This is a genomic window from Streptomyces sp. GL_148 (assembly GCF_057834205.1).
On record NZ_CM174396.1, the window covers coordinates 1319460 to 1343600 of the forward strand.

26 protein-coding genes are annotated in these 24141 nt (G+C 72.4%); 8 read left to right on the forward strand and 18 right to left on the reverse strand.

Annotation, left to right across the window (positions count from 1 at the left end):
• Window positions 1-8: 8 nt before the first annotated feature.
• Complete coding sequence (locus AC3IYI_RS06010) at window positions 9-488, forward strand: nuclear transport factor 2 family protein (protein ID WP_489409212.1); 480 nt, start codon at window positions 9-11, stop codon at window positions 486-488.
• A gap of 49 nt (window positions 489-537) precedes the next feature.
• Window positions 538-2100 (forward strand): apolipoprotein N-acyltransferase, encoded by a 1563-nt coding sequence (gene lnt / locus AC3IYI_RS06015; RefSeq protein ID WP_489409213.1) that lies wholly within the window; start codon window positions 538-540, stop codon window positions 2098-2100.
• A 19-nt stretch (window positions 2101-2119) separates the two neighbouring features.
• Here the strand turns inward: lnt and AC3IYI_RS06020 are convergent, their stop codons facing one another.
• Window positions 2120-3025, reverse strand: a complete 906-nt coding sequence (locus tag AC3IYI_RS06020; protein ID WP_489409214.1) for a Gfo/Idh/MocA family protein — start codon at window positions 3023-3025, stop codon at window positions 2120-2122.
• An 82-nt stretch (window positions 3026-3107) separates the two neighbouring features.
• On the opposite strand from AC3IYI_RS06020, the gene AC3IYI_RS06025 reads away from it, so the two are divergent.
• Together AC3IYI_RS06025 and AC3IYI_RS06030 are read left to right on the forward strand one after the other, a co-directional pair.
• Window positions 3108-3632, forward strand: a complete 525-nt coding sequence (locus AC3IYI_RS06025; protein WP_489409215.1) for a DinB family protein — start codon at window positions 3108-3110, stop codon at window positions 3630-3632.
• A gap of 72 nt (window positions 3633-3704) precedes the next feature.
• A complete protein-coding gene (locus AC3IYI_RS06030; RefSeq protein ID WP_489409216.1) occupies window positions 3705-4292 on the forward strand; it encodes a hypothetical protein in 588 nt (195 codons plus the stop codon).
• A 93-nt stretch (window positions 4293-4385) separates the two neighbouring features.
• Here AC3IYI_RS06030 and AC3IYI_RS06035 read toward each other — a convergent pair whose 3' ends face one another.
• The 12 genes from AC3IYI_RS06035 to AC3IYI_RS06090 all read right to left on the reverse strand — a co-directional run bounded on the left by AC3IYI_RS06035 (window position 4386) and on the right by AC3IYI_RS06090 (window position 15585).
• Entirely contained in the window at window positions 4386-4886 is a 501-nt protein-coding gene (locus tag AC3IYI_RS06035; protein ID WP_489409217.1) for a hypothetical protein, read from the reverse strand.
• A gap of 96 nt (window positions 4887-4982) precedes the next feature.
• A complete protein-coding gene (locus AC3IYI_RS06040) occupies window positions 4983-5651 on the reverse strand; it encodes a uracil-DNA glycosylase (RefSeq protein WP_489411905.1) in 669 nt (222 codons plus the stop codon).
• 195 nt (window positions 5652-5846) lie between these two features.
• Window positions 5847-7430: an ABC transporter substrate-binding protein gene (locus AC3IYI_RS06045; RefSeq protein ID WP_489409218.1), complete on the reverse strand. Its 1584-nt coding sequence runs from the start codon at window positions 7428-7430 to the stop codon at window positions 5847-5849.
• Window positions 7431-7582: 152 nt separating this feature from the next.
• Entirely contained in the window at window positions 7583-8344 is a 762-nt protein-coding gene (locus AC3IYI_RS06050; RefSeq protein ID WP_489409219.1) for an SDR family oxidoreductase, read from the reverse strand.
• Between the two features lie 20 nt (window positions 8345-8364).
• Complete coding sequence (gene fabG, locus AC3IYI_RS06055) at window positions 8365-9126, reverse strand: 3-oxoacyl-ACP reductase FabG (RefSeq protein WP_489409220.1); 762 nt, start codon at window positions 9124-9126, stop codon at window positions 8365-8367.
• A gap of 264 nt (window positions 9127-9390) precedes the next feature.
• Window positions 9391-9774 carry a DUF3037 domain-containing protein gene (locus AC3IYI_RS06060; protein ID WP_489409221.1) on the reverse strand — a complete coding sequence of 128 codons (384 nt, stop codon included), beginning with the start codon at window positions 9772-9774 and terminating at the stop codon, window positions 9391-9393.
• Entirely contained in the window at window positions 9771-10610 is an 840-nt protein-coding gene (locus AC3IYI_RS06065; RefSeq protein ID WP_489409222.1) for a HipA family kinase, read from the reverse strand. The genes AC3IYI_RS06060 and AC3IYI_RS06065 overlap by 4 nt, the downstream gene beginning before the upstream one ends.
• A gap of 27 nt (window positions 10611-10637) precedes the next feature.
• Window positions 10638-11015, reverse strand: a complete 378-nt coding sequence (locus AC3IYI_RS06070; RefSeq protein WP_489409223.1) for a hypothetical protein — start codon at window positions 11013-11015, stop codon at window positions 10638-10640.
• A gap of 240 nt (window positions 11016-11255) precedes the next feature.
• Window positions 11256-13493, reverse strand: a complete 2238-nt coding sequence (locus AC3IYI_RS06075; protein WP_489411906.1) for an MMPL family transporter — start codon at window positions 13491-13493, stop codon at window positions 11256-11258.
• Window positions 13494-13773: 280 nt separating this feature from the next.
• On the reverse strand, window positions 13774-14454 hold the full coding sequence (locus AC3IYI_RS06080; RefSeq protein WP_489409224.1) for a hypothetical protein: 681 nt from the start codon (window positions 14452-14454) through the stop codon (window positions 13774-13776).
• Entirely contained in the window at window positions 14451-14774 is a 324-nt protein-coding gene (locus tag AC3IYI_RS06085) for a PadR family transcriptional regulator (protein WP_489409225.1), read from the reverse strand. The genes AC3IYI_RS06080 and AC3IYI_RS06085 overlap by 4 nt, the downstream gene beginning before the upstream one ends.
• 196 nt (window positions 14775-14970) lie before the next feature.
• Window positions 14971-15585 carry a cysteine hydrolase family protein gene (locus tag AC3IYI_RS06090; RefSeq protein WP_489409226.1) on the reverse strand — a complete coding sequence of 205 codons (615 nt, stop codon included), beginning with the start codon at window positions 15583-15585 and terminating at the stop codon, window positions 14971-14973.
• Between the two features lie 121 nt (window positions 15586-15706).
• On the opposite strand from AC3IYI_RS06090, the gene AC3IYI_RS06095 reads away from it, so the two are divergent.
• Complete coding sequence (locus AC3IYI_RS06095; RefSeq protein ID WP_489409227.1) at window positions 15707-16180, forward strand: pyridoxamine 5'-phosphate oxidase family protein; 474 nt, start codon at window positions 15707-15709, stop codon at window positions 16178-16180.
• Window positions 16181-16204: 24 nt separating this feature from the next.
• Here AC3IYI_RS06095 and AC3IYI_RS06100 read toward each other — a convergent pair whose 3' ends face one another.
• On the reverse strand, window positions 16205-17149 hold the full coding sequence (locus AC3IYI_RS06100; RefSeq protein ID WP_489409228.1) for a LysR family transcriptional regulator: 945 nt from the start codon (window positions 17147-17149) through the stop codon (window positions 16205-16207).
• A 74-nt stretch (window positions 17150-17223) separates the two neighbouring features.
• Between AC3IYI_RS06100 and AC3IYI_RS06105 the strand changes: the two genes are divergently transcribed.
• Window positions 17224-18207 carry a DMT family transporter gene (locus tag AC3IYI_RS06105; RefSeq protein ID WP_489409229.1) on the forward strand — a complete coding sequence of 328 codons (984 nt, stop codon included), beginning with the start codon at window positions 17224-17226 and terminating at the stop codon, window positions 18205-18207.
• 126 nt (window positions 18208-18333) lie between these two features.
• Here AC3IYI_RS06105 and AC3IYI_RS06110 read toward each other — a convergent pair whose 3' ends face one another.
• A complete protein-coding gene (locus AC3IYI_RS06110) occupies window positions 18334-19665 on the reverse strand; it encodes an aminotransferase class I/II-fold pyridoxal phosphate-dependent enzyme (RefSeq protein WP_489409230.1) in 1332 nt (443 codons plus the stop codon).
• Window positions 19666-19702: 37 nt separating this feature from the next.
• On the opposite strand from AC3IYI_RS06110, the gene AC3IYI_RS06115 reads away from it, so the two are divergent.
• Window positions 19703-20434 (forward strand): pyridoxamine 5'-phosphate oxidase family protein, encoded by a 732-nt coding sequence (locus tag AC3IYI_RS06115; RefSeq protein ID WP_489409231.1) that lies wholly within the window; start codon window positions 19703-19705, stop codon window positions 20432-20434.
• Here AC3IYI_RS06115 and AC3IYI_RS06120 read toward each other — a convergent pair.
• Window positions 20421-21503 carry a DMT family transporter gene (locus tag AC3IYI_RS06120; protein ID WP_489409232.1) on the reverse strand — a complete coding sequence of 361 codons (1083 nt, stop codon included), beginning with the start codon at window positions 21501-21503 and terminating at the stop codon, window positions 20421-20423. The two genes, AC3IYI_RS06115 and AC3IYI_RS06120, sit on opposite strands and share 14 nt — an antisense overlap.
• A 169-nt stretch (window positions 21504-21672) precedes the next feature.
• The gene (locus AC3IYI_RS06125; RefSeq protein WP_489409233.1) at window positions 21673-22632 is read right to left on the reverse strand and encodes an EamA family transporter; all 960 of its coding nucleotides are present in this window, start codon (window positions 22630-22632) and stop codon (window positions 21673-21675) included.
• Between the two features lie 192 nt (window positions 22633-22824).
• Between AC3IYI_RS06125 and AC3IYI_RS06130 the strand changes: the two genes are divergently transcribed.
• Window positions 22825-23253: a type II toxin-antitoxin system Rv0910 family toxin gene (locus AC3IYI_RS06130; protein WP_489409234.1), complete on the forward strand. Its 429-nt coding sequence runs from the start codon at window positions 22825-22827 to the stop codon at window positions 23251-23253.
• 120 nt (window positions 23254-23373) lie between these two features.
• On the opposite strand, the gene AC3IYI_RS06135 is transcribed toward AC3IYI_RS06130, so the two are convergent.
• Entirely contained in the window at window positions 23374-23994 is a 621-nt protein-coding gene (locus AC3IYI_RS06135) for a PadR family transcriptional regulator (protein ID WP_489409235.1), read from the reverse strand.
• Window positions 23995-24141: the final 147 nt, after the last annotated feature.

Sequence of the window (24141 nt, forward strand, 5' to 3'; positions counted from 1 at the left end):
CTGACCCGATGACGCAGCGTGTGGACCTTGCGGGCGTGATGGACCGACTGGCGATCGACGAGCTGGTCACGGGGTACGCCATCGCCGTGGACGACGGCGACTGGGACGCGTACCGCGCCCTGTTCGCCCCGGGCGGGCGGGCCGACTACGCCTCGGCCGGCGGGATCGAGGGCCCGGCCGGGGAGGTCGCGGACTGGCTCGCCGAGACGATGAAGCTGTTCCCGGTGCGCCAGCACCTCATCGTCAACCGGCTCATCCGCATCCAGGACCAGGGCGGCTCCCCCGGTGACACGGCGGAGGTCCGGGCCGACTTCCTCAATCCCATGCGGCTGGCCGGGGAAGAGCCCGACGAGGGTGGTCCCGCCGTCACCGCGCCCAATTTCGTCGCGGCGGGGCGCTACACCTTCGCCGTCGCCCGTACCGCCCGCTCCGGGTGGCGGCTCTCGCGGGTCACCGTCCACGAGAAGTGGCGGCACACGTCGTTCTGATGGTTCGACCGGCAGGGCTGTTCCACACTGGAAGCGGAGGCCCTACGACATGGTGACGGTCTCGACGGTCCCGAAGCGGGTCCCGTGGTGGCGTGCGCCGGCGGCGTTCACGGCGGGAGCCCTGCCCTGCCTCGCCTTCCCCGCGCCGGCGCTGTGGTGGTTCGCCTACGTCGCCCTCGTGCCCTGGATCCTGCTTCTGAGGTCGGCCCCCACCGGCCGGCGCGCGGCCCTGGAGGGCTGGCTCGGCGGCGCCGGCTTCGTCTTCGCCGTCCACCACTGGCTGCTGCCCAGCCTCCACGTGTTCCTCTTCGCCGTGGCGGCGCTCGTGGGCCTGCTCTGGATTCCCTGGGCGCTGCTGGTGCGGGAGCTCCTCGGCGGGACTCCGGGACCGGGGCGGGCGGCGGCCGCGCTGGTCCTCGTACCGGCGGGCTGGCTGCTGTCGGAGCTGGCCCGTTCCTGGCAGGGGCTGGGCGGGCCGTGGGGGCTGCTCGGTGCCAGTCAGTGGCAGGTGGCGCCCGCGCTGCGGCTGGCTTCGGTGGGCGGGGTCTGGCTGGTCGGGCTGCTGGTCGTGGCGGTGAACTGCGCGCTGGTACTGCTGATCGCGTCCCCGGGGGCCCGGTCGGCGGCGCTGGCCGGGGTGACGGGCTGCGCGGTGCTGACGGGGGTGGTGTGGATGTGGGCGCCCGGCCCGGAGCTGGCGGGCTCGCTGCGCGTGGCGCTCGTGCAGCCGGGCCTGCTCCCGGACTCCCCGGACAGTGCGGAGCGGCGGTTCGCCATCGGTGAGCAACTGACCGGGACCCTGGCCGGCCGGCGGCCCGATCTGGTGGTGTGGGGGGAGAGCAGTGTCGGCGAGGACCTGACGGCCCGCCCGGACCTGACCCGGCGGCTCTCCGCCCTGTCGGCGCGGGTGGGGGCTCCGCTGCTGGTCAACGTGGACGCGCGGGCCGCCGACCGGCCGGGGATCCGCAAATCGGCCGTGCTCGTCGGTCCCGGGGGCCCCACCGGTGACCGGTACGACAAGATGCGCCTGGTGCCCTTCGGGGAGTACGTGCCGGCCCGCGAACTGATGGGCTGGGCCACCTCGGTCGGCAAGGCGGCCGACGAGAACCGCGTCCCGGGCAGCGCGCCGGTCCTGATGGACCTGCCCGGCCGGGACGGCGTCCGGGTCGGCCCGCTCGTCTGCTTCGAGTCGGCGTTCCCGGACATGAGCCGCCACCTCGCCCGGGAGGGCGCCGCCCTGCTGGTCGACCAGTCGGCCACGTCCACCTTCCAGGACAGCTGGGCCCCGGCCCAGCACGCCTCGCTGTCCGCGCTGCGCGCCGCCGAGACCGGCCGCCCCGTGGTGCACGCCACCCTGACCGGCATCAGCGAGGTGCGCGGCCCGTCCGGCGAGCGGATCGGGCCGGCGCTGTCCACCTCGGCGAGCACGGCCCGGGTGTACGAGGTCCCGCTGGCACGGGGCACGACCCTGTACGTCCGCTTCGGGGACTGGCCCGTGGGGGCCGCGCTGACCGCTCTGGCCGTCTACTGCGCGGTGGCGGGCGCCCGCTCCGTGCGGCTCGGGAAAGCCGCCGGGGCGCCCCTGGGGACACCGCGGACGCCCACCGGGTAGCCGTCTGTGCCGCGGCCGCTCAGGACGCCTGCTCCAGGGCGGCCCTCACCACCCGCTCGCACAGTTCGTGGGTGAGCAGGGCGTCGCGCGCGCTGAGGGTCGTGCCAGTGGCGACGGCCTCCAGGAAGGCGTCGACGACCTGCTCGATGCCGCGCTGGCGGGCCACCGACACCCAGTCCCCGCGCCGCCGGACCGTGGGCTGCCCCTTGTGGTCGATGACCTCCGCGAGGTTCACGACCTGACGCTTGGTGTCCTGCCCGGAGACCTCCAGCACCTCCTCCGTGGAACCGGAGAGCCGGTTCATGATGCCGAGCGCGGTGAAGCCCCTACCGGACAGCTGGAGCACCACCTGGCTCATCAGGCCGCCCTGCACCACGGCCCGTACGTCGACCTGGTCGGCCTCGGCGGGCAGCAGGAAGCGCAGGGTGTCGACGACGTGGATGAAATCGTCCAGGACGAAGGTCCGTACGTCCTCGGGCAGACCGACCCGGTTCTTCTGCATGACGATCAGGTCGCGCGCGTGGTCGGCGCACTGCGCGTAGCCGGGCGCGTGGCGGCGGTTGAAGCCGACGGCGAGGGAGACCCCGCGCTCTTCGGCCAGTTCGACCAGGCGGCGCGATTCCGCGAGCTCGTAGGCGATCGGCTTGTCGACGTAGGTCGGCACGCCCGCTTCCAGCAGCCGTTCCACGATCTCGGGGTGGACGGCGGTCGGGGCGTGCACGAAGGCCGCGTCGAGCTTCTGCGCGAGCAGCGAGTCGAGGTCGGTGTGCAGGCGTTCGGCCGGGAGGCGGTGCTGCGCGCCGACCCGCTCGAGGGTGGCCGGGGTCCGGGTCTGCAAGTGCAGTTCGAGTCCCGGGCGGGTGGTCAGGACGGGCAGGTACGCCTTCTGCGCGATGTCTCCGAGTCCGATACAGCCGACCTTCACCGGGACCTCCAGGTTTGTTCCTTGTGGGAGTACGCAGCCTAATCGGTGGTGACCACAGTCGTGTTCGATCAGGATGGGCCCCATGACGATCAGCGACGGATCCCACCGTTCCGAACCCTCCACCACGGCCGACGAGCGCGAGATGCTCGACGGCTGGCTCGACTACCACCGCTCCACCCTGGCCTGGAAGTGCGGGGGACTGTCCGACGCGCAGCTGCGCACGACCCCGCTGCTGCCGTCCGAACTGAGCCTGCTGGGGCTGGTGCGGCACATGGCCGAGGTGGAGCGGTACTGGTTCCGGGAGATCATGCTGGACGAGGAGCTGCCCGAGCTGTACAGCACCCGCGAGAACCCGGACGGGGACTTCCACTTCGCCGACGGGGACACCTGGGCCGAGGCCGAGCAGGTGTGGCAGACGGAGATAGAGCTGGCCCGGCAGGCCGCGGCCGGCCACTCCCTGGACCTGGCCTCGAAGCCCGAGAGCCACCGCCGGGGCGAGGTGTTCAGCCTGCGCTGGGTGTACCACCACATGATCGAGGAGTACGCGCGCCACAACGGCCACGCGGACCTGTTGCGGGAGCACCTCGACGGCGCCACGGGCGAGTAGCCGTCACCCGTGCGGGGTGAATATCGGCTCCGGGTTTTCGCAACAGGGTCCTCGCACAGCAGAGTTGTGTGAGTGCATCCAACCCGAACCACGACAAAGCTGCTGCTCGGCGTCGCCTGTGCGGTCTCGGCCGTCTCCGGCTGCGTGAACGTGACCCCGGCCCCCCTGCAGCCGGCGACCGCCCCCGGCACCTCGGGGGCGCCGCCCCGGCACGAGCCCCGTGGCGGGCCGGGGGCCGCGCCCGTGGTCGTACGGGCGCCCGCCCTGGAGGCGCTGGAGGCCGTGGAGGCAGGGCCGGGACAGCCCGCCGGGCCGGCCCCCTCCACTTCCGGCCGGGCCGCCGTCCCGCGGGCCGGAGTCCCGGCCGCGCGGGCGCCGGGGGACGGCCGGCGGGCAGCCCGCGGAGCCCCGGCGGCCGCTGCGCCGGTCCCGGACATCCCGGAGCCCCGGCAGCCCGGCGGGCACCGCGACCACACCGACGGGCGGCCGGGCGGGCAGCACCCCGGCCGGCCCGGTTCCGAGGGCGGCGAGGTGCCGCGCGAGCTGGTGCGGGAGCTGCCGGTGCGGCCGGCCGACGTGTGTGCGCTGGGCCGCCGGCACGGGCGCTGGCACCCGGACAGCCCGGAGGCCCGCATCTGCGCGGGCGTCCAGGGCGGCTGACGGCTGACGGCTGACGGCTGACGGCTGACGGCTGACGGCTCCACCCTGCCGGACCCCCGGTCGGGCGCTTCCCGGCCCCCGCCCCCGCTCCCACTACTGGTTCTGCTCCGGGAACGGTCGGGGCCCCTCCACCGGTTCCGCCGCGATCCGGCGCTCCAGCCGCGCGATGGCGGCCCGTACGCCGTTCCCGTACCCGTCGTCGGCCAGGGCCCCGGTGGCGGCGCGGGCCCGCGCCAGGTGGATCCGGGCCGCCTCGGGGCGCCGTAGTTTCACGTAGTCGGCGGCCAGGCTCAGGTGCAGCGACGGGTAGAAGACCCGGACCGCCGCCGGCGGACCGGGCCCGTCGGCGTCGGCGTGCGCGGCGGTCAGGGCGCGCAGGTCCCAGGCCAGCTCCTCGGCGGGGTCGTCCTGCGCGTCGGCCAGGTAGTGCGCGAGCGTGCAGCGGTGCAGGGAGTCGCCCTCCGCGGCGATCTCGGACCAGATCTCCCCGAGCCGGTTGCGGGCCTCCTCGCGGTCGCCGGCGTGCAGCAGGATGACCGCTTGGCCGATCCTGGTCATGACGGCGTCCTCGGACGCCTCCTGCTGCTCCGTCAACGCGGCCTCCGGCTTGTTCCCGTCAGACCTGTTCCGGTCTGATCATCAAGACGCTAGCCGGAGGCACCGGCAATGCCGCCTAGGCGCGGTCGGGCATCAGCCCAGGTCCGGGATCCGCCAGTCGATCGGCGCATGGCCCTGGGCGGCGACGGCCTCGTTGATCTGGGTGAAGGGCCGGGAGCCGAAGAACTTCTTGGCCGACAGCGGGGAGGGGTGGGCCCCCTTGACGACCGCGTGCCGCTCCTCGTCGATCAGCGGGAGCTTCTTCTGCGCGTACGCCCCCCAGAGGACGAAGACGGCCGGGTCGGGGCGCTCGGCCACGGCGCGGATCACCGCGTCGGTGAACTTCTCCCAGCCCTTGCCCTTGTGCGAGTTGGGCTCGGCCTCGCGGACGGTGAGCACCGCGTTGAGCAGCAGGACGCCCTGCTCGGCCCACGGCATCAGGTAGCCGTTGTCCGGGATCGGGGTGCCCAGCTCCGCATGCATCTCCTTGTAGATGTTGCGCAGCGAGGGCGGGGTCTTCACGCCGGGCTGCACGGAGAAGCACAGTCCGTGGCCCTGGCCCGCGCCGTGGTACGGGTCCTGGCCGAGGACCAGTACCTTCACCTGGTCGAAGGCAGTGGCCTCCAGGGCCGCGAAGACCTGTTCGCGGGGCGGGTAGACCGGCCCGTTCGCCCGCTCCTTCTCGACGAACTCGGTGAGTTCTTTGAAGTAGGGCTGGTCCAGCTCCCCGCCGAGGACGGGGAGCCAGGACTCGGGCAGCATCTGGGTCACGGCGACAACCTCCGGTACACGTTGTTCGAGACTTCACGTCTGCACGTCTGCGTGTCTGCACGCATGGGCGCTCGCGCAACTGCTTCGCGCGACTGGTCCAGAACTTACCGGTGGCCACTGACAACGCGACGCCCGCCCGCCCCGCCCGGTGGGCGGTGCGGACGGGCGGGGCGGTCTACGGGCCTGCTACCAGCTGGTCTTGCGGTACAGCTCCCACACCTGCATGACGGTCTGCGGGTCGAGCGCCCGCTCCGCGCCGGCGATGTCGTCGCGGGCGGCGACGTACAGCTTGCCCTGCCACAGGGGCAGCAGCCGGACGTCGTCGGCGAAGATCTGCTGGGCCTTCTCGAACTCGTGGACGCCGGCCGAACGGTCGCTCTCGCGGCGGGACTTGGGCAGGATCACGTTCAGGATCTCGGCGGACTCGTACGGGGTGCCGACCGCGTTCTCCTTGCCGACGAACGGCGCGATGAAGTTGTCCGGGTCCGGGAAGTCGGGGAACCAGCCGCGGCCGAAGACCGGGTACTCGCCCTTCTTGTAGCCCTCCTGGAACGCCTTCCAGGGCTGCCCGCGCAGGGTGATCTTGAAGAGCCCGCTCTCGTCGAGCTGGCGCTTGAGCTCCGTGAACTCGTCCGCGGTGGAGGCGCCGTAGCGGTCGGTGGTGTACCAGAAGGTCAGGTTCACCGGCGTGGGGATCCCGGCGTCCTTGAGGGCCTTCTTGGCCTTGGCCACGTCCGGCTGGCCGTAGGAGTCGTAGAACGGCGTCTTGTGGCCGACGACCCCCTTGGGGACCATCGAGTAGAGCGGCTCGGCGGTGCCCTGGTAGACCTTGGAGACGAGCGCCCCGCGGTCGACGATCTGCGCGATCGCCTGGCGCACCTCGACCTTCGCGACCTGCGGGTCCGCGGGGTTGAAGATCAGGTAGCGGATCTCCGAGCCGACGTTCTCGACGACCTGGACGCCCGCGTCGTGCGAGGCGGGGGCCTGGAGGTCCTTGACCTCGTCGGCGGAGAGGCCGCGGTAGGTCGCGTCGATCTCCTTGCCCTTGAGGGCCGCGATCATCTTCTTGGAGTCCGCGAAGTAACGGATGGTGACCCCGCCGTTGCGGCGGTTGGCGAAGCCGTTGTAGCTGTCGTTGCGGTTCAGGACCGCCTCGCTGCCGTCCTTGTACGACTCGAGGGTGTACGGGCCGGAGCCGGTGACCTCGTCGCCCTCGCGCAGCTTGTCGGCCGGGTACTGCTTCGGCGAGACCAGCGAGGCGGCCGGGGAGCCGAGCACGAAGGGGAAGGTGGCGTCCGGGGTGTTCAGGTGGAAGACCACCGTCTGCGCGTCCGGCGTCTCGATCTTGTCGAGGCTGCCGAAGAGGGCCTTGGGGCCGGACGGGGCGTTGATGGCCTTGATCCGGTCCAGGGAGTGCTTGACGGCCTTGGCGTCCAGCGGCTCGCCGTCGGAGAACTTCAGGCCCTTGCGCACGGTGCAGCGGTACGACTCGTTCCCGGAGTCGGTGAACTCACAGCTCTGTGCGGCGTCCGGCTGGGGCTTGGTGGCACCCGTGGGGAACGCCAGCAGGGTCTGGTAGACGTTCCGGTAGAGCTCCCAGGAGCCGTCCCAGGCCGCGGCTGGATCGAGGGTCGTGGGTGCGCTCGTCGTTCCGACGACAATCCGCTGTTCTCCATTGCCGCCGTCGTCCGAAAACAGGCCGCATCCGGAGAGCAGGGATATGGACGCAAGGGCCGCAGTGATCTGCAGGCATCTGGTCCGGTTGAACACGTGCACGCTCCTCGATCAGCCAGGGGTGCGGCAGACCCTACCGCAGAGCATCACGAAACCAATGGGTATGTTTCGTGCGGCACTTGACCGATTACGTGCCCATTCGGTACGCATTTGCCTCCCCTTCGGAGGCAAATGCGTCCGATTATCGGTCAATGCACTCCGGCATTAAGGAACATTCCTCCGTCGACGACGAGAGTCTGTCCCGTGATCCATTCCGCTTGTGCAGATGTGAGGAACGCGGCGGCCCCTCCGATGTCCTCCGGGACCCCGAGCCGGCCCAGCGGGTACGCCGCCGCCGCCTCCTGCTCCCGGCCCTCGTAGAGCGCCTGCGCGAACCTGGTCTTCACCACCGCGGGCGCGATCGCGTTGACCCGGACCCCCGGCGCCATCTCATGGGCGAGCTGGAGCGTCAGGTTGACCATGGCCGCCTTGCTCATCCCGTACGCCCCGATGAAGGGCGAGGCGGAGACACCGGCGATCGAGGCGATGTTCACGATCGCCCCGCCGTTCTCCTTCTGCCAGGCGTGCCAGGTCCGCTGGGCGAAGCCGAGCGCCGAGATCACGTTGGTCTCGAAGACCTTGCGCGCGACACCGAGGTCCAGGTCCGCGATCGGCCCGAAGACCGGATTGGTCCCCGCGTTGTTGATCAGGAAGTCGACGCGGCCGAAGGCCTCCATCGTGCGCTCCACGGCGACCGCCTGGTGGGCCTCGTCGTGCGCCTTGCCCGCGACCGCGATCACCCGGTCCGCGCCGAGCTGCTCGACGGCCTCCTTGAGGGCATCCTCGTTCCGGCCGGTGATGCAGAGCCGGTCGCCGCGCGCCACCAGAGCCTCGGCGATGCCGTAGCCGATGCCCCGGCTCGCCCCGGTGATCAGCGCGACCTTGCCGCTGTCCGTTCCGTCGTACGTCATGACGTATACCCTGCCTTCTCTCAGCTGAGCGGGCCGCCGGCCACGTACATGACCTGGCCGGAAACGAAGCCGGCGGCCTCGCCGGTGAAGAAGGCGATCGCGTTGGCCACGTCGTCCGGGCGCCCGACGCGCTGCACCGGGATCTGGGTGGCGGCCGCGGCCTGGAAGTCCTCGAAGTCCATGCCGACCCGGGCGGCCGTGTGCGCGGTCATCTCGGTGACGATGAAACCGGGGGCGACGGCGTTCGCCGTGATGCCGAACTTGCCGAGCTCGATGGCCAGGGTCTTGGTGAAGCCCTGCAGGCCGGCCTTGGCCGCCGAGTAGTTGGCCTGGCCGCGGTTGCCGAGCGCGGAGCTGCTGGAGAGGCTCACGATCCGGCCGAACTTGGCCGCCACCATGTGCTTCTGACAGGCCTTCGACATCAGGAACGCACCGCGCAGGTGCACGTTCATGACGGTGTCCCAGTCGGTGTCGCTCATCTTGAAGAGCAGGTTGTCCCGCAGCACACCCGCATTGTTGACCAGGATGGTCGGGGCGCCGAGCAGGCTCACCACCCGCTCGACGGCCGCCTCCACCTGCGCGCTGTCGGAGACGTCGCAGCCGATCGCGACGGCCGTGCCGCCGGCCGCCGTGATCGCCTCGACGGTGTCCTTGCAGGCCGCCTCGTCCAGGTCGAGGACGGCGACCGCCCGTCCTTCGGCGGCCAGGCGTACGGCGGTGGCCGCGCCGATGCCCCGGGCCGCCCCGGTCACGATCGCGACGCGCTGCTCGGTGGTGGACATGCTGGATCTCCTCGCCCTCGGAAAGCGGCCCCTCAGGGGTGAGCAACCGCTTAGTAGCTTCAGCTGAGGAGACGCTAGGAGCCCTGGCACTCCGTGTCAACGGGAGCAGATCCAGCCCCGTCGGTGCACAACCGGCGGCGCCGGTCCACAACCAGCGGCGCCGGGCACCAACCAGCCCCGCCGGCGTTTGAGGCGCGGGGGTCCGGGGGCAGAGCCCCCGCAACGGCGCCGCACTCGAACGACCGGCGGGACCCGCCCGACCCTCTACCGGACCAGCAGGTCCAGCAACCGCTCCACCTCCGCAGCAGGATCGGCCGTCAGGCCGGTGTGCACCGGGCCCGGCTGCACCACCGTGCTGCGCGGCGCGATCAGCCACCGGAACCGCCGCCCCGCGTCGTCACCGGCCGCCTGCCCCGCGGACTCGCCGCCCGCGCACACTCCCTCGACCCCGCGCAGCGCGGCCCGCACCCCGGCCACGTCGGCCTCCGGGTCCAGGGCGAGGAGCTTGGCCTCGTCGAGGTGGGTGCGCGCACGGACGTAGGAATGCGCCCGGCAGTAGACGATCACGCCGGCGTTGAAACACTCGCCGCGCTCCATCCGGGGCACCACGCGCACCAGCGCGTACTCGAAGACGTCCCGCTTGATCACTCGCTGTCGCTCTTCATCTTCCGGGGACGGGGGTCGAGGCGGTCGGCGAGCCAGCCGGGCGGACCCGACCGGACCTTCGCCTCGGCCTCCATCGTGATCCTCTCGTGGATCGTGGCCGCGCGCGGCAGCAGGGCCTCCACATAGGCGCGGCGCAGCGCGTCGGTGGAGCCGAAGCCCGGCTCGTCGACCAGCCACTCGTCGGGCACGTCGGCCGCGACCTCGGTGAGCAGTTCCTCGGTGACCAGCGGCGCGAGCGCGGCCGCCGCCGCGGCGATGTCCGGGCCGACGGGGGCCAGTACGTGGTCGGAGGCGTTGTACGGCTTGGCGGCGGCGCTCTCGGCAGTGGGCCAGTTGTGGTGCCAGATCATGGTGGCGCCGTGGTCGATGAGCCAGAGGTCCCCGTGCCAGACCAGCATGTTGGGATTGCGCCAGGACCGGTCGACGTTGTTGATCAGGGCGTCGAACCAGACCACGCGCCCCGCCTCCACCGGATCCACCTGGTACGCGAGCGGGTCGAAGCCGATCGAGCCGGGGAGGTAGTCCATCCCGAGGTTCAGCCCGCCGCTCGCCTTGAGCAGCTCCTGGACCTCCTGGTCGGGCTCGCCGAGCCCGATGACCGGATCGAGCTGCATCTGCACCAGCCGGGGCACGCGCAACCCCAGGCGCTGGGCCAACCGGCCGCAAATGACCTCGGCGACCAGGGTCTTGCGCCCCTGACCGGCTCCGGTGAACTTCATGACGTACGTACCGAGGTCGTCGGCTTCCACGATCCCCGGGAGCGAGCCGCCCTCACGCAGGGGCGTCACATAGCGGGTCGCGATCACTTCTGTGAGCATTTATCCAGGCTATCCGGCGATCATGGTTCACCATCCATGGTTTTCCCCGGGCCGGTCGTAGCGCGCGAGCGGGTTCACGCGGCGGGCGATGTCCGCCGCGCCGCACCACAGGGCGCCGGCCCCGGCCGCCCCGGAGAGGGCCGCGCACACCAGGAGCATCAGCCCGATCAGGTCGGTCGGATAGGGCATCACGCCCGGGCCCCAGCCGGCGAGCACCTCTCCGACGAGCGGGACGTTCGCCCGGTCCCCTCGCCACCACAGACCGGACGGGCAACCGGTCAGGAACACCCCGGCCGAGAGCCATGCCCCCGCCCGTACGACCAGCTCCTGCCGCGCCCGCCTGGCCGCCGCCGCATGCACGATCGCCGTGGCCGTGGCCACCACGTCCGCCGCCTCGTCTTCCATGACGTGCCACTCCTCTGCGCCGGGGCCTTCGCATGACCCGTGATCCCCGTCTGCCGCGTCCCGGGGCAGGACCGTGCGGTCATGATCGGGCGGGGAGGCTTCGAGTGCTAGGCATCCGCCGTGACGGATGCCCAACGAGATGGCCAACGAGATGGCCAACGAGATGGCCAACGACATGGCCGGCGGACCGGCAACCCTCAGCAGGCGACCCAAGGGCCCCAGGCGCCCCATGTGCCCCGTTCAGCCGCGGCCGCGCGGGCCCGTCGTCGGCTCGGAGGGTACGGCGGTCACCGTCGCCGCCCCGCCCCCGCCCTCTGACGCCGCGTCGCCGGTGGGGTCCTGCCTCGGGCCGGCCGCCCGCCGGGGGGAGGTCACGAGCAATCGGCCCAAGGCGTGCGGGAACCACCAGTTGGACCGCCCGAGGAGGGTGACCAGGGCCGGGGCAAGCAGGCCCCGGACGACGGTGGCGTCGATGATGATGCCCGCCGCCAGCGTGGTGGCGAACACCTTCACATCGGTGATGGGGATGCCGGCCAGGGCGGTGAAGGCCAGGAAGAGGATGAGCGCCGCGGAGGTCACGAGCCGGCCGGTCCGGCTGATGCCCGTCACGACGGAGGGGATCACCGTGTCGCGCACCCCCTCGGCGGTCAGCTCCAGATGGGTTTCGCGGATGCGGTGGAGGATGAACACCTCGTAGTCCATCGACAGTCCGAAGAGGAAGGCGAAGACCGCCATGGGGATCCAGACGGTCACCGCCCCGATCGCCGGTGTGCCGAACAGCGCCTCGCTGCCGTAGCCCTCCTGCCAGACGAGCACGACCACGCCGTACGCCGCGCAGGTCGACAGCGCGTTGAGGATCAGGGCCTTCACGGGCAGGACCACCGACCGCAGGGTCCGGGCCAGCACCACGAAGGTGAGCAGGGCGACGAAGACGAGGATGAGCCCGAGGGATCCGTAGACCGCGTCGATGAAGTCGACGTCCTGGGCGGGTCCCCCGCCCACCAGCGCGCCGCGGGTCTCCCCCGCCGTGTCCATGACCGCGGTCACCGTGTCCCGGCCGTCGCCGCTGGACGGGTCGGCCTTGGTCCACACGTCGACGATGCGCTGTCCGCCGCGCTCCCAGTCCGCCGGGGCCACGGAGCCGGCGACGCCATCGAGACCGCCGAGCCGGTTGTCCATCGCGTCACTGCCGCCGGCGTCCACGATGACTTCCAGGGGGCGTGCGATGCCCTCTCCGAAGCCCGCGTCGACGATCCGCTGGAAGGCCGCCGCGGGCTGCCCGCCCTGAGCGAGCGTCACGGTGGCGGGCTGCCCCAGGCGCAGGGCGAGTACGGGCGCGGCCAGCGCCAGCAGCAGCGCGCCGCTGATCACCGCGGTGAGCGCGGGACGGCGTGTGGTGGCCCCGGCGATCCGGCCCCACATCCTGCTGTCGGGGCGGTGCGCCCGGCGCGGCCGGTCGAGCCTGTCGCCCCACGAGTACAGCAGGACGGGCAGCAAGGTCAGCGCGACCGCGACGCTGACGAGCGGGATCAGCAGACCCGCGTAGCCGACGCTGCGCAGGAAGGGGACGGGCAGGACCACGAGCGCGGCGAGCGAGATCGCCACGGTGGCGCCGCTCAGTGCGACGGCATGGCCCGCGCTGGCCACGGAGCGTACGACCGCCTCGCGGCGGGCGGCGGGACCGGGGCCGTCGGCTCCGGGCTTCTGCCGTTCCTCCCGCCAGCGGGTGACGACGAGGAGGGCGTAGTCGATGGCGATGCCCAGACCGATGAGGGCCACCAGGTACTGCACGATGAACGAGACGTCGGTGACCCCGGTGATCCCGCGCACCAGCAGGAACGTGGTGGGGATGGCCACTGCGGCCATCAGCAGCGGAACGACGGCCAGGCCGCTGGTGAAGACGAGGCCGAGCACGACCAGGGCTCCCAGGGCGCCGATCAGCGTCTCGTGGACCGGGCTGCGCCGGGCTCCGCTGTCGCGGCCGGACAGGACGGGCTGGCCGGTCAGCTCCACCGGAGCGCCCGCGATCTTCGCCTGCTCGACCGTCTGCTTGATCCCCGGGAGCGACTGCTCGTAGGGGACGTTGGTGCGGTTCGCCGGCGGGTAGAGCAGCGCGACAGTGGTGCGCTTGTCCCGGGAGATCAGGGAGTCGTCGCCGGTGTTCGCGTAGGACACGCTGCGGCCGCCCTGCGGGGTGACCTTGGCGATCAGGTCTCCCCAGGCCTTGCGGACGCCCTCGCTGTCGGCGGTCGTGCCGTCCGGCACGGTCACCACGAGGAGCAGCGGGGCGTTCTTGCCGCCGGTCTGGGAGAAGCGCTGGGCGAGGGTGTCGTTCGCCACCTGGGCCGGCTTGTCCGGGAGGCGGGACTCGAACGAAAGCTCCTCGATCGTGCTGCCGGACAGGGCGCCCCCGACCAGCGTGAGCACCACCCAGACCAGGACCACGGGCAGTCGATAGGCGAGCACCCATCGCGTCATGCGCTCCACGGCACACCTCCTGTAGCGACGCTATTGTGTAGCCACGCTACACATGGGTTCAACGTAGTCGCCGGGGCGTGGCCTCCGCAACAAGGCCACGGCCCGACAAGGAAGTTGCACGGGCCTCGGGCCTCGGGCCCTGCCCGGGAAACACGAAGAGCCCCCGGCGGGGCGGCATCCGTCCATGGATGCCGCCCCCGCCGGGGGCTCTGATCGCGGTATTACGCGGTATTACACGGCCTTACGCGCCTTACACGCGATGCCCGAACGTTTTGGGACGTTACGGGGATCCGGCCCCCCGCATGACCGAGAGGAAACGCTGCAGGGCCAGCCCGAAGTAGGCGCCGGCCAGGAGGGTCAGGGCCGCCGCGACGGAAACCATCGGCCAGTCCAGGGATTCGGGATGGCTCAGGCCGCGATGGAGCATCAGCAGGATCAGCGCACCGAGCACGCAGAGCAGTCCGATGAGGGCCGCGAGCGTCCCGGTCGTGACCCCGCGGTCCCGCCGGGGGTCCGCCGCCTCGATGCCACGGCCCGTACGGAGCCCGGAGACGGCCCCCGCCAGGGAGAGCACACAGCCGAACGCGACGACCGACAGCCCCAGCAGCAGCAACGGCGGATGCCGGTTCACCCAGGGGCCGGCCGGACCCCCGAGCATGGCGGACGCCCAGGTCGCCGCGAGCAGTGGCAGTGCGCAGACGGCACGCGCGGACAGGCGGTTGGCGCTGATGCGCAGGGTGGCGTCGTTGTAGGCCCGGGCCACCTCGGCGGGCGGACCCCACTCCCGGACTGCGCGCTGCGCGGCCTCCTCGGCGTCGGGGCAGAGCTCCAGATTGCTCTCGGTGGCGCACTCCAGGCCGTCCAGCACCTCGTCGAGGATCTCCGACCGCCTGGAGGACGGCCCGACGAGGTGTTCGGCGATGCGGGCGGTGTAGCGCCGCAGTACCGCCGCTTCGGTCACGCCCCGCCCCCGAGCACCACCGAGATGACCGCGGAGACCTCCCGCCAGGCCGTGCGCTTGTCGGCCAGGGCGCGGCGTCCGGCCGTGGTGAGGAAGTAGTTGCGGCGGCGGCGGCCGTTGAACGTCGACCACTCGCTGCCGACCAGCCCCGCGGCCTCCAGCCGGTGCAGGGCCGGATAGACCGTCCCCGTGGGCAGGTTGATCGCGTCACCGCTGCGCCGCTTGAGTTCCTCGATGACGGCATAGCCGTGCTGCTCTCCGGGCTCCAGGACGGCCAGCAGCATGCCTTCCAGGTTGCCTCGCAAGGTCTCCGCCTTCATGTCGCCACACTACACATCGGGGCCCGGCCCGGACCTGGCGCTTGCGGCCCGTCCCGGCCGCCCGCCGCGACCGGTCGCCGGGAAGCGCGGCCCCTCCACCGGATCCATCGGATCCCCTACGGGCGCTCCGCGCCGTGCGATCGGCCGGCAGCCGCATGAGGCCGCGCCCTGCCGCGCACCCCGGGGGTTACGGAGATCAGCGCGCCGGGGCCCACTGCGCCAGGAGGGCTTCGGCCGTGGTGATGGTCGCGACGAGGGAGAGGGAGTTGCGGATCACCTCGGCGGTGCAGGCGGCGGGCACCCCGGCGATGGCGTCGGACGGGACCACGACCTGATAGCCGAGGTTGACCGCGTCGAAGACGGTGTTCGGGATCGCGATGTTGGAAGAGACCCCGGTGACGACGAGGGTGCGGATGCCGAGGTTGCGCAGCAGAGCGTCCAGGTCGGTGCCTGCCATCGGGGAGAGCCCGTGCAGCCGGCGCACCACGAGGTCCTGCTCGGCGACGGTGAGGGGTGCGGCGACCTCCACCGCCGGGCTGCCGGTCAGCTGACGCACCGGCAGCCGCCCCGCGGCCCGGAACAGCCGGGCGTTGCTGTTGGCCCCGAGCCCGTCCGGCCGCCGCTCGGCGACCGCGTGCAGTACCTGCACCCCGGCCCCCCGCGCGGCCTCGACCAGCGCGGCGACCCGGTCCAGCATGCCGGAGTCCCGCGCCTCCTTCGCCAGCTCCGGCAGGGCGCTCTCCTCGCCGACGACACCGTTCTGACACTCCACGGTGAGCAGTGCGGTGGTGGCGGGATCGAGATCGGCCATGGCTCCCCCTGGCGTGGCGACGGAAGAGCCCGCATGATTCCTGACACACAGTCAGATGTGAAGGGGCGCGGACCACATGGACAGGACACCCATGGACGGGACACATACGGACGGGACACCTATGGACGGGACACCCGCGGACAGGGCGCAGCGGCGGGGCCGCCGCATCATGATGACCGACGAGGAGACGCACGCCTTCCTGCGCGAGCAGCGCACCTGCCGGGTGGCCACGGTCTCCCCCGACGGGCGCCCGCACGTGGGCGCGCTCTGGTTCGCCTGGGACGGCACCTCCCTGTGGCTGTACTCGATCACCCGCAGCCGCCGCTGGTCCGACCTCCGCAAGGACCCCCGCATATCGGTGGTCGTGGACGCCGGCGAGGCCTACGACGAACTGCGCGGGGTGGAACTGTCCGGCACGGCCGTCTTCGTCGGCGAGGCTCCCCGTACGGGCGAGCCGTGCGAGGAACTGGCAGAGCCGGAGCGGCTCTTCCCCGTCAAGAACTTCGGCATCACGGAGATGCCGCACGACGGACGGCACGCCTGGATCCGGCTGACACCGGACTCGATCGTGTCCTGGGACTTCCGCAAGATCTAGGCCGTCTCTTTCGGATCTTGCCGGTCAGGCCCGCGCCGCCCGGCCGTCCCCCGCGGCGGCCGAGGCAGCGGTCACAGTCGAGGCCGCCCTCCTCAAGGCCTCGACGGCGGCCCGGATCGACGGCCGGCGGTCGGCGTCCGCCCGCCAGACGACGTACACGTGGCGCCGGACGCTGTCGCGCACCGGCAGCAGCCGGACCCCCGGCGGCACGGGTCCGCGCCCCAGCCGGGGGGCCACGCACACACCCAGCCCGGCCTCCACGAAGGCCAGTTGGGTGTGGTGTTCTTCGGCGATGTGCGCGATCCGGGGCTCGACGCCACTACCGCGCAGGGTGGAGACGAGCCACTCGTGGCAGAACTGCCCCGGGGTCCAGGAGATCCAGTCGTCCTCGCCGAGATCGGCCAGGCAGATCCCGTCGCGGCCGGCCAGCGGATGCCCAGCCGGCACCGCGATGTCCACGCAGTCGTCCAGGAGATGGGCCCGCGCGAGCTCGACCGGTACGGGCATCCGCTTGTTGTGCCAGTCGATGGCGAGGGCCATGTCGAGGTCGCCCCGCACCACGGCGGTCATGCTCTCCTCCGGCTCCTGCTCCCGTACCCGGGGCCGCAGTTCGGGGTGCTCCGCGCGCAGCTCCGCGAGGACCTGCGGCAGCAGCCCGCGCATGGCGGTCGGGAAGGCGCCGATCCGCAGCTCGCCGACCGCACACCCGCGCCGGGCCTCGACATCGGCCTGGGCGAGCTCGACCTGGGAGATGATCCGGGCCGCGTGCTCGGCGAGGAGCCGTCCAGCGTCGGTGAGCCGGACCCCGCGCCCGTTCTTGGCCAGCAGCGGCTGCCCGACCTCCCGTTCCAGTTTGGCCATCTGCTGGGACACGGCGGAGGTGGTGACGTGGAGCCCGTCGGCGGCGCCACTGACGGACCCGTGGCGGGCGAGGGCATCGAGGGTGCGCAGCCGCTCCAAGTTCAACATGTAAGCAATCCTACGACGTCACCCCAAACAACTTTCGCTTGTCCTACGAGATCGCGAGGGCCAAAGTTGCTGTCATGAGCGCCCCCAGCACCCCGGTCCCACCCCTCTCCCCGGCCGCCCCCCAGACCCGGATCCAGACCCAGACCACCCCCGGTCCCGGCCCCACCGCGAAGGCCTCCGCCACCGCCCGCCTGGACTGGCGCCTGCGCTTCGCGATCCTCTCGGTGATCTGGGGCTTCAGCTTCCTGCTGATCAAGGTGGGCACGGAGGCGTACGCCCCGTTCCAGGTCGCCCTCGGCCGGGTCTTCTTCGGCGCGCTCGCCCTGCTCACGGTGCTCCTGATCCGCCGCGAACCGCTCCCCCGGGGCCGGCGCACCTGGGCCCACCTGTCGGTGGCGGCGCTGCTGCTGAACACCGCCCCGTTCTCCCTCTTCGCGTACGCGGAACTGAGCATCCCCTCCAGCCTGGCGGGCATCTGCAACGCCACCTCGCCGCTGTGGGGCATGGCCCTCTCCCTGGTCGCGCTCTCCGAGGACCGCCCGACGCGCCGCCGCTTCGCCGGCCTGGGCCTGGGCTTCCTCGGCGTCCTGACCGTCCTCGGCGCCTGGCAGGGCTTCTCCGGTCTCGATGCCAAGGGCACCGCACTCGCCCTGCTGGCCGCGCTCTGCTATCCGATCGGCTGGATCTACGTACGCCGCACCCTGGCCTCCACACCGGGCTCCCCGGTGGCCCTGACCGGAGCCCAGCTCCTGGTCTCCACCCTCCAACTGGCAGCGGTCAGCCTCCTGTTCACCTCGGCCCCGAGCTCGTTCCCGCTCTGGCCGACCCTGTCGGTGATCGCACTGGGGGCCCTGGGCACGGGCATGGCCCTCCAGATGCAGTACGGCCTGGTCACGGAGATCGGCCCGACCACCGCGCAGATGGTCACGTACTTCATCCCGGTCATCGCGACGACGGCGGGCGTCCTGCTCCTGGACGAACAGCTCCACTGGAACACCCCGGTGGGCGCGGCCGTCGTCCTGGCCGGCGCGGCCCTCACCCAGACCCGGCGCCGCTGAGACCCGTCGTCACGTTCCGTCCGCCCCGGCCGCCGGTCGAGCCACCCCCGGCCGCCGGTCGAGCCACCCCCGGCGGCCGGGCGGACCCCGCAGTCGAGCCGCCCCCGGCCACCCGCCCCGGCCCCGTCAGTCGAGCCGCCCCCCGGCCGCCGGGCGGACCGCCGACGCCACCGCCTCCGCCAGCCCCGGTACGTCCGCCAGGGACACCGTCGACATCGTCATCCGCACCGCCGGCCCGGATTCCACCCGGAAGCGGGCCCCCGGAGCGACCGCCCAGCCCGAGCCCAGCAGCCGCGTCACCACCGCCGTCTCCTCGGCGACGGGCACCCACACGTTCATCCCGCTCCGCCCCTGCGCGCGCACCCCGCGCCGGGCCAGCGCCGCGACCAGTCCGTCCCGGCGCTCCCCGTAGGACCGGGCGACCGCCGCATGGTCGACCGCCCCGGCCTTCCACAGTTCCACCGCCGTGTACTGCAGCAGCCTGCTCACCCAGCCCGGGCCCAGCCGTTGCCGTCCCCGGACCCGGTCGAGCGTGACACCGTCCCCGGTCAGCACGGCGAGCCGCAGGTCCGGTGCGTACGCCTTCGCGGTGGAGCGGATCAGCACCCAGTGGCGGGTCGCCCCGCCCAGCGCGTTCAGCGGCAGGTCCACGATGCCGTGTCCGTGGTCGTCGTCGATGACCAGCACGTCCGGGTACCCGGCGAGCACCGCCCGCAGTTCCGCGGCCCGCTCCGCGCTCACCACCGCCCCGGTCGGGTTCTGCGCCCGGGCCGTCACGAGCAGCGCCCGCACCCCCTGCGCCAGTGCCCGTTCCACCGAGTCGGGCAGCGGCCCGTCGTCGTCCACGGCAATCGGCACCACCCGCAGCCCCAGCGCCGGGACGAGGTCAAGCACGCTCCCCCACCCCGGATCCTCGACCGCCACCGCGTCCCCGGGCCGCAGGTGCGCGGCCAGGACCCGTTCGATGCCGTCCAGCGCGCCCGAGACCACGGCCAGTTCCCCGGCCGGCACCCCGTCCGCGTCGAAGGCCGCCCTGGCGAGCCGGGCCAACTCCGGAACGACCGGGTCGTGGCCGTAGAGCGTCGGCTCGGCGGCGTACCGGCGCGCCGCGCCCGCCAGGGCATCGCCCAGCGCGGGCAGCAGCCGTACGTCCGGGTTGCCGGAGGCGATGTCGCGCACCCCGTCCGCGACGGCCATACGCAGCTGGTCGCGCGGTGCGGTCGCCGGGCGGGCCCGCACCCGGCTGCCGCGCCGCCCGTCGGTCTCGATGACCCCGCGCTCGCGCAGCGTGCGGTACGCGGCGGCCACGGTGTTGGGGTTCACCCCCAGCACGCCCGCGAGCTCCCGCATCGGCGGCAACAGCGCTCCCGGCGCGAGCGCGCCCGAGGCGACGCCCGCTTCCACACTCGCGGCGATTTCCGATGCGCGCCGCCCGATGATCAGATACTCTCCTAGCACAAAGCCAAGTATGCACTAGTACAACGGAGTCCGCACGATGAGCGTCACGCCTGCCCCCGAGAGCACCACGGAGACGTCGACGGCAGCGGCCGAAACCGCACCCCCGCAGGCATCGGCCGCCGGGTACGCGCCCACCGACCGTACCGTCCCCAGCCGGTACCGCGACCGCGCGCACTACGACCACGAGACGGTGCACTCGATACTGGACGCGGCCTACCTCTGCCACCTCGGCTTCATCCGCGACGGCGCTCCGGTGGTCCTGCCGACCCTCTTCGGCCGCGTCGGCCAGACCCTCTACGTGCACGGGTCCACGGGTTCGCGCCCGCTCCTCGCGGCCGGCAAGGCCGACCCGGGGCTGCCGGTCTGCCTCACCGTGACGCACCTCGACGGCCTGGTCCTGGCCCGCTCCGCCTTCCACCACTCGCTCAACTACCGCTCGGTGGTCGTGCACGGCACCGCCTACGAGGTGACCGATCCCGAGGAGCGGCGGATCGCGCTCGACGCCCTCGTCGACCAGGTCGTCCCGGGCCGCTCGGCCGACTCCCGGCCGGCGAACGCCAAGGAGCTCGCGGCCACCGCCGTGATCCGCCTGGACCTGAACGAGGTGTCCGCCAAGGTCCGCAGCGGCGGCCCGGGCGACGACGCCGAAGACCTCGACCTGCCGTTCTGGTCGGGCGTGGTCCCGGTCGCGCCGGCGTACGGGACCCCGGTCCCGGCCGCCGACCTCGCCCCGGGCATCCCCGTCCCGGACTACATCACCGCACTCTGACGGCCGCCTGGCCGGCGAGGGCGGGCCGGACCTCCGGCCCGCCCTCCTGTGCGTCGCCCTCCTGTGCGTCCGCCTCCTGCGCGTCTGCCGGCCGCCTCGACTCGGCGGCGATCAGGGCCCCCACCGCCGTCAGCAGGAGTACGGTCCCCAGCACGACCGGCCCGGTCAGCCGCTCCCCGAGCACCAGGACGGCGATCGCCGCCGCACCGACGGGCTCGATCAGCATGATCACGGACACCGTCGCGGCCCGCACCGCGGCGGCCCCGCTGAAGTAGAGCGCGTAGGCCAGCGCGGTCGGCACGGTGGCCATGTAGGCGAGCAGCCAGAGCACCCGGACGGGCTCCGCGGCATGCGGCATCAGGCCCTCCACCAGGGCGAACGGCAAGAGGCACACCGTGCCCACCCCGACCGACCAGACGGTGGTGACCAGCGGGTCCCCGCCGGTCCCGCGCCGCCCGAGGAGCCTGGCCCGCAGGGTCATGGCCCCGTAGCCGGAGGCCGACAGCAGTGCCCAGCCGACGCCGAGCGGCCGCACCTCGCCGCCGCCGCTGCCGAGGACGAGTACGGCCAGTCCGGCCAGCGCCCCGCCGACCGCGAGGATCCCGCCCCGCCCGAGCCGCTCCCCCATCCAGTACCGGGCCCCGAGCGCGATGAGCACGGGCCCGGATCCGAGGGTGACCACCGTGGCCACGGCCAGGCCGGTCTCGCGCACGGCGGCGAAGTACGCGGACTGGAAGAGGGTGAACAGCAGCCCGGTCCCGATCAGCGACCCCACCGAGGCCCGCGCCCGGACGGTGCCCGCACGAACGGTGCCCGACCGGACGGTGCCCGCCCGGACGCCGCCAGCCCCGACGGCGCCGCCCCGCGGGCGACGGCGTACGGCGAGTACCGCGAGCAGCACCGCCAGCCCGCCCGCGCACCGCCAGAACGACAGGGCGAGCGGGCCGAGGTCACTGGCGAGGTAGAGCAGCGAGGCCGCCGCCCCCGCCGTACCCCAGGCGGTTCCGGCGATGACGAGGAAGAGCAGGCTGCGCCCGGTGGCGGGCGTTTGGTCCGACTGGATCGACACGAGAGGTCTCCGCGCGTGCGTGAAGGATGAAAGGAGCAGGTCATCGCTTCGCGGGCAGCGCGAATCCGCCCGGGTCACGGCCCGGGCCGGGTTCTCCTACGTGGTGGCAGCCGCCCGCGCCAGGGACCTGGCCGGAGGCGGAAGCACGGTCGTCGGCATGATCGAGAGCCTAGACCTTGCTCGGGTCGCGGTCCAGGGCGGCCACCGGCTCCGCGACCCCGGGCGCGGTCTGCCGGGAGGTCTGCGCGATGAAGGCTCCGCCCAGTACCAGCGCGCCGCCGATGATCTGCCAGGTCGAGAGGTGCTCGCCGAGGAGCACCCAGGCCAGTACGGTCGCCACGACCGCTTCCAGACAGGCCACCACGCCGGCGACCTGCGGCGACAGCTTGCGCACGGAGACCACACCGGTCAGGTACGCGAAGACGGTCGCGATCAGCACCACCCAGCCGAGCAGCACCGGCGCGGGCACCATCAGGTCCCCGAGCGCCGCGTCGCCGCCGAGTACCTGCCAGTCGATCTGCCAGGGCCGGGCGATCACGGTCATCACGAGGGTGCCGACGATCATGCCGTACGCGATCATGCCCATCGGGTCCGGCACGTCGTCCCCGTCACTGCCCTGGTCGGCGAAGACGAAGTAGAAGGCCTGACAGCAGGCGGCCGCGAGGCCGAGCAGCACGCCGAGCAGGTCGAGGCTGAGCCCGGCCCAGATCTGCACCACGCAGGCGAGACCCACGACGGCCACGGCGGCGCCGGCCGCGGCGGCCCGGGTCACGGGCCTGCGCTGCACGAAGCGGATCCAGCCGAGCAGCAGCGCCGGGCCGAGGTACTCGAGCAGCAGGGCCACGCCGACCGGGATCCGGGACAGCGAGGCGAAGTAGAAGGCCTGGACCCCGGCCACGGCGATGAGCCCGAATCCGGCGAGCAGCAGGGGCTTGCGGCGTACGAGATCGCGATGGCGCCAGGCCAGCGGGGACAGCACGAGCGCCGCCCCGGCCACCCTGAGCCAGACCATGTGGAGCGGATCCAGACCCGCCTCGATCAGCGGCTTCGCCGCCACACCCGAACCACCGAACGCGATCGCCGAAACGAGGGCGAGGCCCAGTCCGGCATGTCTCCCTGACGCTTGCATTCGGACATCATGACAGGGCCGGTCAGGAGTGACGGGACCGTGACACCTGTTGAGACGCTCCCGAGACCTGCCCGACGCCGCCCGGGTCCACGCCCGCCCCGCTCCCCGATATCTGACAGGTCGTCAGTCTTGAATGTTGCGTCCGCCGGGACTACCTTCCGCCGCACGTACCTGACGAGAAGGGGTGGTCGCATGGCTGAAGTCACCGCGGAATCACGCATCGAGGCGTCCGCCGCGAAGCTCTGGTCCCAGCTGACCGACTGGGACGCTTACGGCCAGTGGAGCATGACCCACACCAACTTCCCGAAGGGCGGCCCCGAGACCCTCGCGGTGGGCTCCACCTTCGCCGAGAACATGAAGATGATGGGCTTCCCCGCCGAGGTCCTCTGGACGGTCTCGGAGCTGGAGGCCGAGCGCGTCTTCGCGATCACCGGCAAGGGCCCGATGGGTGTGGCCGTCCTGACCCGCTACACCCTGATCCCGGACGGCGGCGCCACCACGGTCCGCATCGACGGCGAGTTCACCGGCGCCGCGGTCTCCCTCATGGCGGGCAAGCTCAAGGACTCGGCCACCGCCGCCCTGAACGAGTCGCTCCGCAAGCTCTCCGGCCTGGTCGCCTGAGCACCACTCCCGGTCGAGCAGGTCCGTACGCACACGCACTTACGCACGTATACGACGGCGCGCCCCACGAGAAGCTCGCGGGGCGCGCCGTCGCGTGCGGGAGGTCCCGCCGACCGGCACTCAGTGCTCGTCGGCCAGAATCAGGTAGAGCTTCTTGCGGGCGTCGTTGACGACGGCGAGGGCCTTCTCCCGCTGCGCGGGAGTGCCGGTCTTGAAGACCTGGCCGAAGGCCTCCATCAGGCCGAAACCGGCCGTCCGGACCTCGTTCATCGCCTCGAAGTCGAACCCTCGCCCGACTTCCGCCCACGGGGCGTCCGGGCCGGATTCGGCCTCGGTGCGGCCGGCGTCGGTGAGCGTGAACAGCTTCTTGCCGCCCTCGCTCTCGCTGGTGATGAGGCCCTCGTCCTCCAGGAGCTGCAGGGTCGGGTAGACCGACCCCGGGCTGGGCTTCCACGCCCCGCCGCTGCGCTCGCCGATCTCCTGGATCATCTCGTAGCCGTGCATGGGCCGGTCGGTGAGCAGCGCCAGGATGGAGGCGCGCACATCACCCCGCCGGGCCCGGCCGCGCGGTCCGCCGCGCCCGCCGCGGCCACCGAAGGGCCCGCCGCCGAAGGGCGGCCCGAACGGCCCGAAGGCGGCGCGCCGCCCCTGGAACTCCTCCCGACGGTCCGGCCCGCAGTGGCCGTGACCCCGTCCGTGCTCATGTCCGTGGCCGTGTCCGTGCTGTCCGCGTGAACGCATGACTGCGCTCCTTTCGTCATTCGCATCTCGATGTCGCTGTTGCGATGTCTCCACTATCGTTGACCCATCGCGATGCGTCAACGATATATCGGAAACTCCTTTAACGAACTCGACCCGGGGTCCAGCCCAGCCCGATCCAGTCCAGTC

Bases quoted from the DNA above. Each gene is read 5' to 3' on its own strand.
- AC3IYI_RS06065 (WP_489409222.1), bottom strand. From the start codon at position 10,610: ATGCTCACAGAAGTGATCGCGACCCGCTATGTGACGCCCCTGCGTGAG.
- AC3IYI_RS06115 (WP_489409231.1), top strand. From the start codon at position 19,703: ATGAGCGTCACGCCTGCCCCCGAGAGCACCACGGAGACGTCGACGGCA.
- lnt (WP_489409213.1), top strand. From the start codon at position 538: ATGGTGACGGTCTCGACGGTCCCGAAGCGGGTCCCGTGGTGGCGTGCG.
- AC3IYI_RS06125 (WP_489409233.1), bottom strand. From the start codon at position 22,632: ATGCAAGCGTCAGGGAGACATGCCGGACTGGGCCTCGCCCTCGTTTCG.
- AC3IYI_RS06135 (WP_489409235.1), bottom strand. From the start codon at position 23,994: ATGCGTTCACGCGGACAGCACGGACACGGCCACGGACATGAGCACGGA.
- fabG (WP_489409220.1), bottom strand. From the start codon at position 9,126: ATGTCCACCACCGAGCAGCGCGTCGCGATCGTGACCGGGGCGGCCCGG.
- AC3IYI_RS06090 (WP_489409226.1), bottom strand. From the start codon at position 15,585: ATGGCCGATCTCGATCCCGCCACCACCGCACTGCTCACCGTGGAGTGT.
- AC3IYI_RS06085 (WP_489409225.1), bottom strand. From the start codon at position 14,774: ATGAAGGCGGAGACCTTGCGAGGCAACCTGGAAGGCATGCTGCTGGCC.
- AC3IYI_RS06130 (WP_489409234.1), top strand. From the start codon at position 22,825: ATGGCTGAAGTCACCGCGGAATCACGCATCGAGGCGTCCGCCGCGAAG.
- AC3IYI_RS06100 (WP_489409228.1), bottom strand. From the start codon at position 17,149: ATGTTGAACTTGGAGCGGCTGCGCACCCTCGATGCCCTCGCCCGCCAC.
- AC3IYI_RS06050 (WP_489409219.1), bottom strand. From the start codon at position 8,344: ATGACGTACGACGGAACGGACAGCGGCAAGGTCGCGCTGATCACCGGG.
- AC3IYI_RS06025 (WP_489409215.1), top strand. From the start codon at position 3,108: ATGACGATCAGCGACGGATCCCACCGTTCCGAACCCTCCACCACGGCC.
- AC3IYI_RS06010 (WP_489409212.1), top strand. From the start codon at position 9: ATGACGCAGCGTGTGGACCTTGCGGGCGTGATGGACCGACTGGCGATC.
- AC3IYI_RS06075 (WP_489411906.1), bottom strand. From the start codon at position 13,493: ATGACGCGATGGGTGCTCGCCTATCGACTGCCCGTGGTCCTGGTCTGG.
- AC3IYI_RS06040 (WP_489411905.1), bottom strand. From the start codon at position 5,651: ATGCTGCCCGAGTCCTGGCTCCCCGTCCTCGGCGGGGAGCTGGACCAG.
- AC3IYI_RS06095 (WP_489409227.1), top strand. From the start codon at position 15,707: ATGGACGGGACACCCGCGGACAGGGCGCAGCGGCGGGGCCGCCGCATC.
- AC3IYI_RS06105 (WP_489409229.1), top strand. From the start codon at position 17,224: ATGAGCGCCCCCAGCACCCCGGTCCCACCCCTCTCCCCGGCCGCCCCC.
- AC3IYI_RS06070 (WP_489409223.1), bottom strand. From the start codon at position 11,015: ATGGAAGACGAGGCGGCGGACGTGGTGGCCACGGCCACGGCGATCGTG.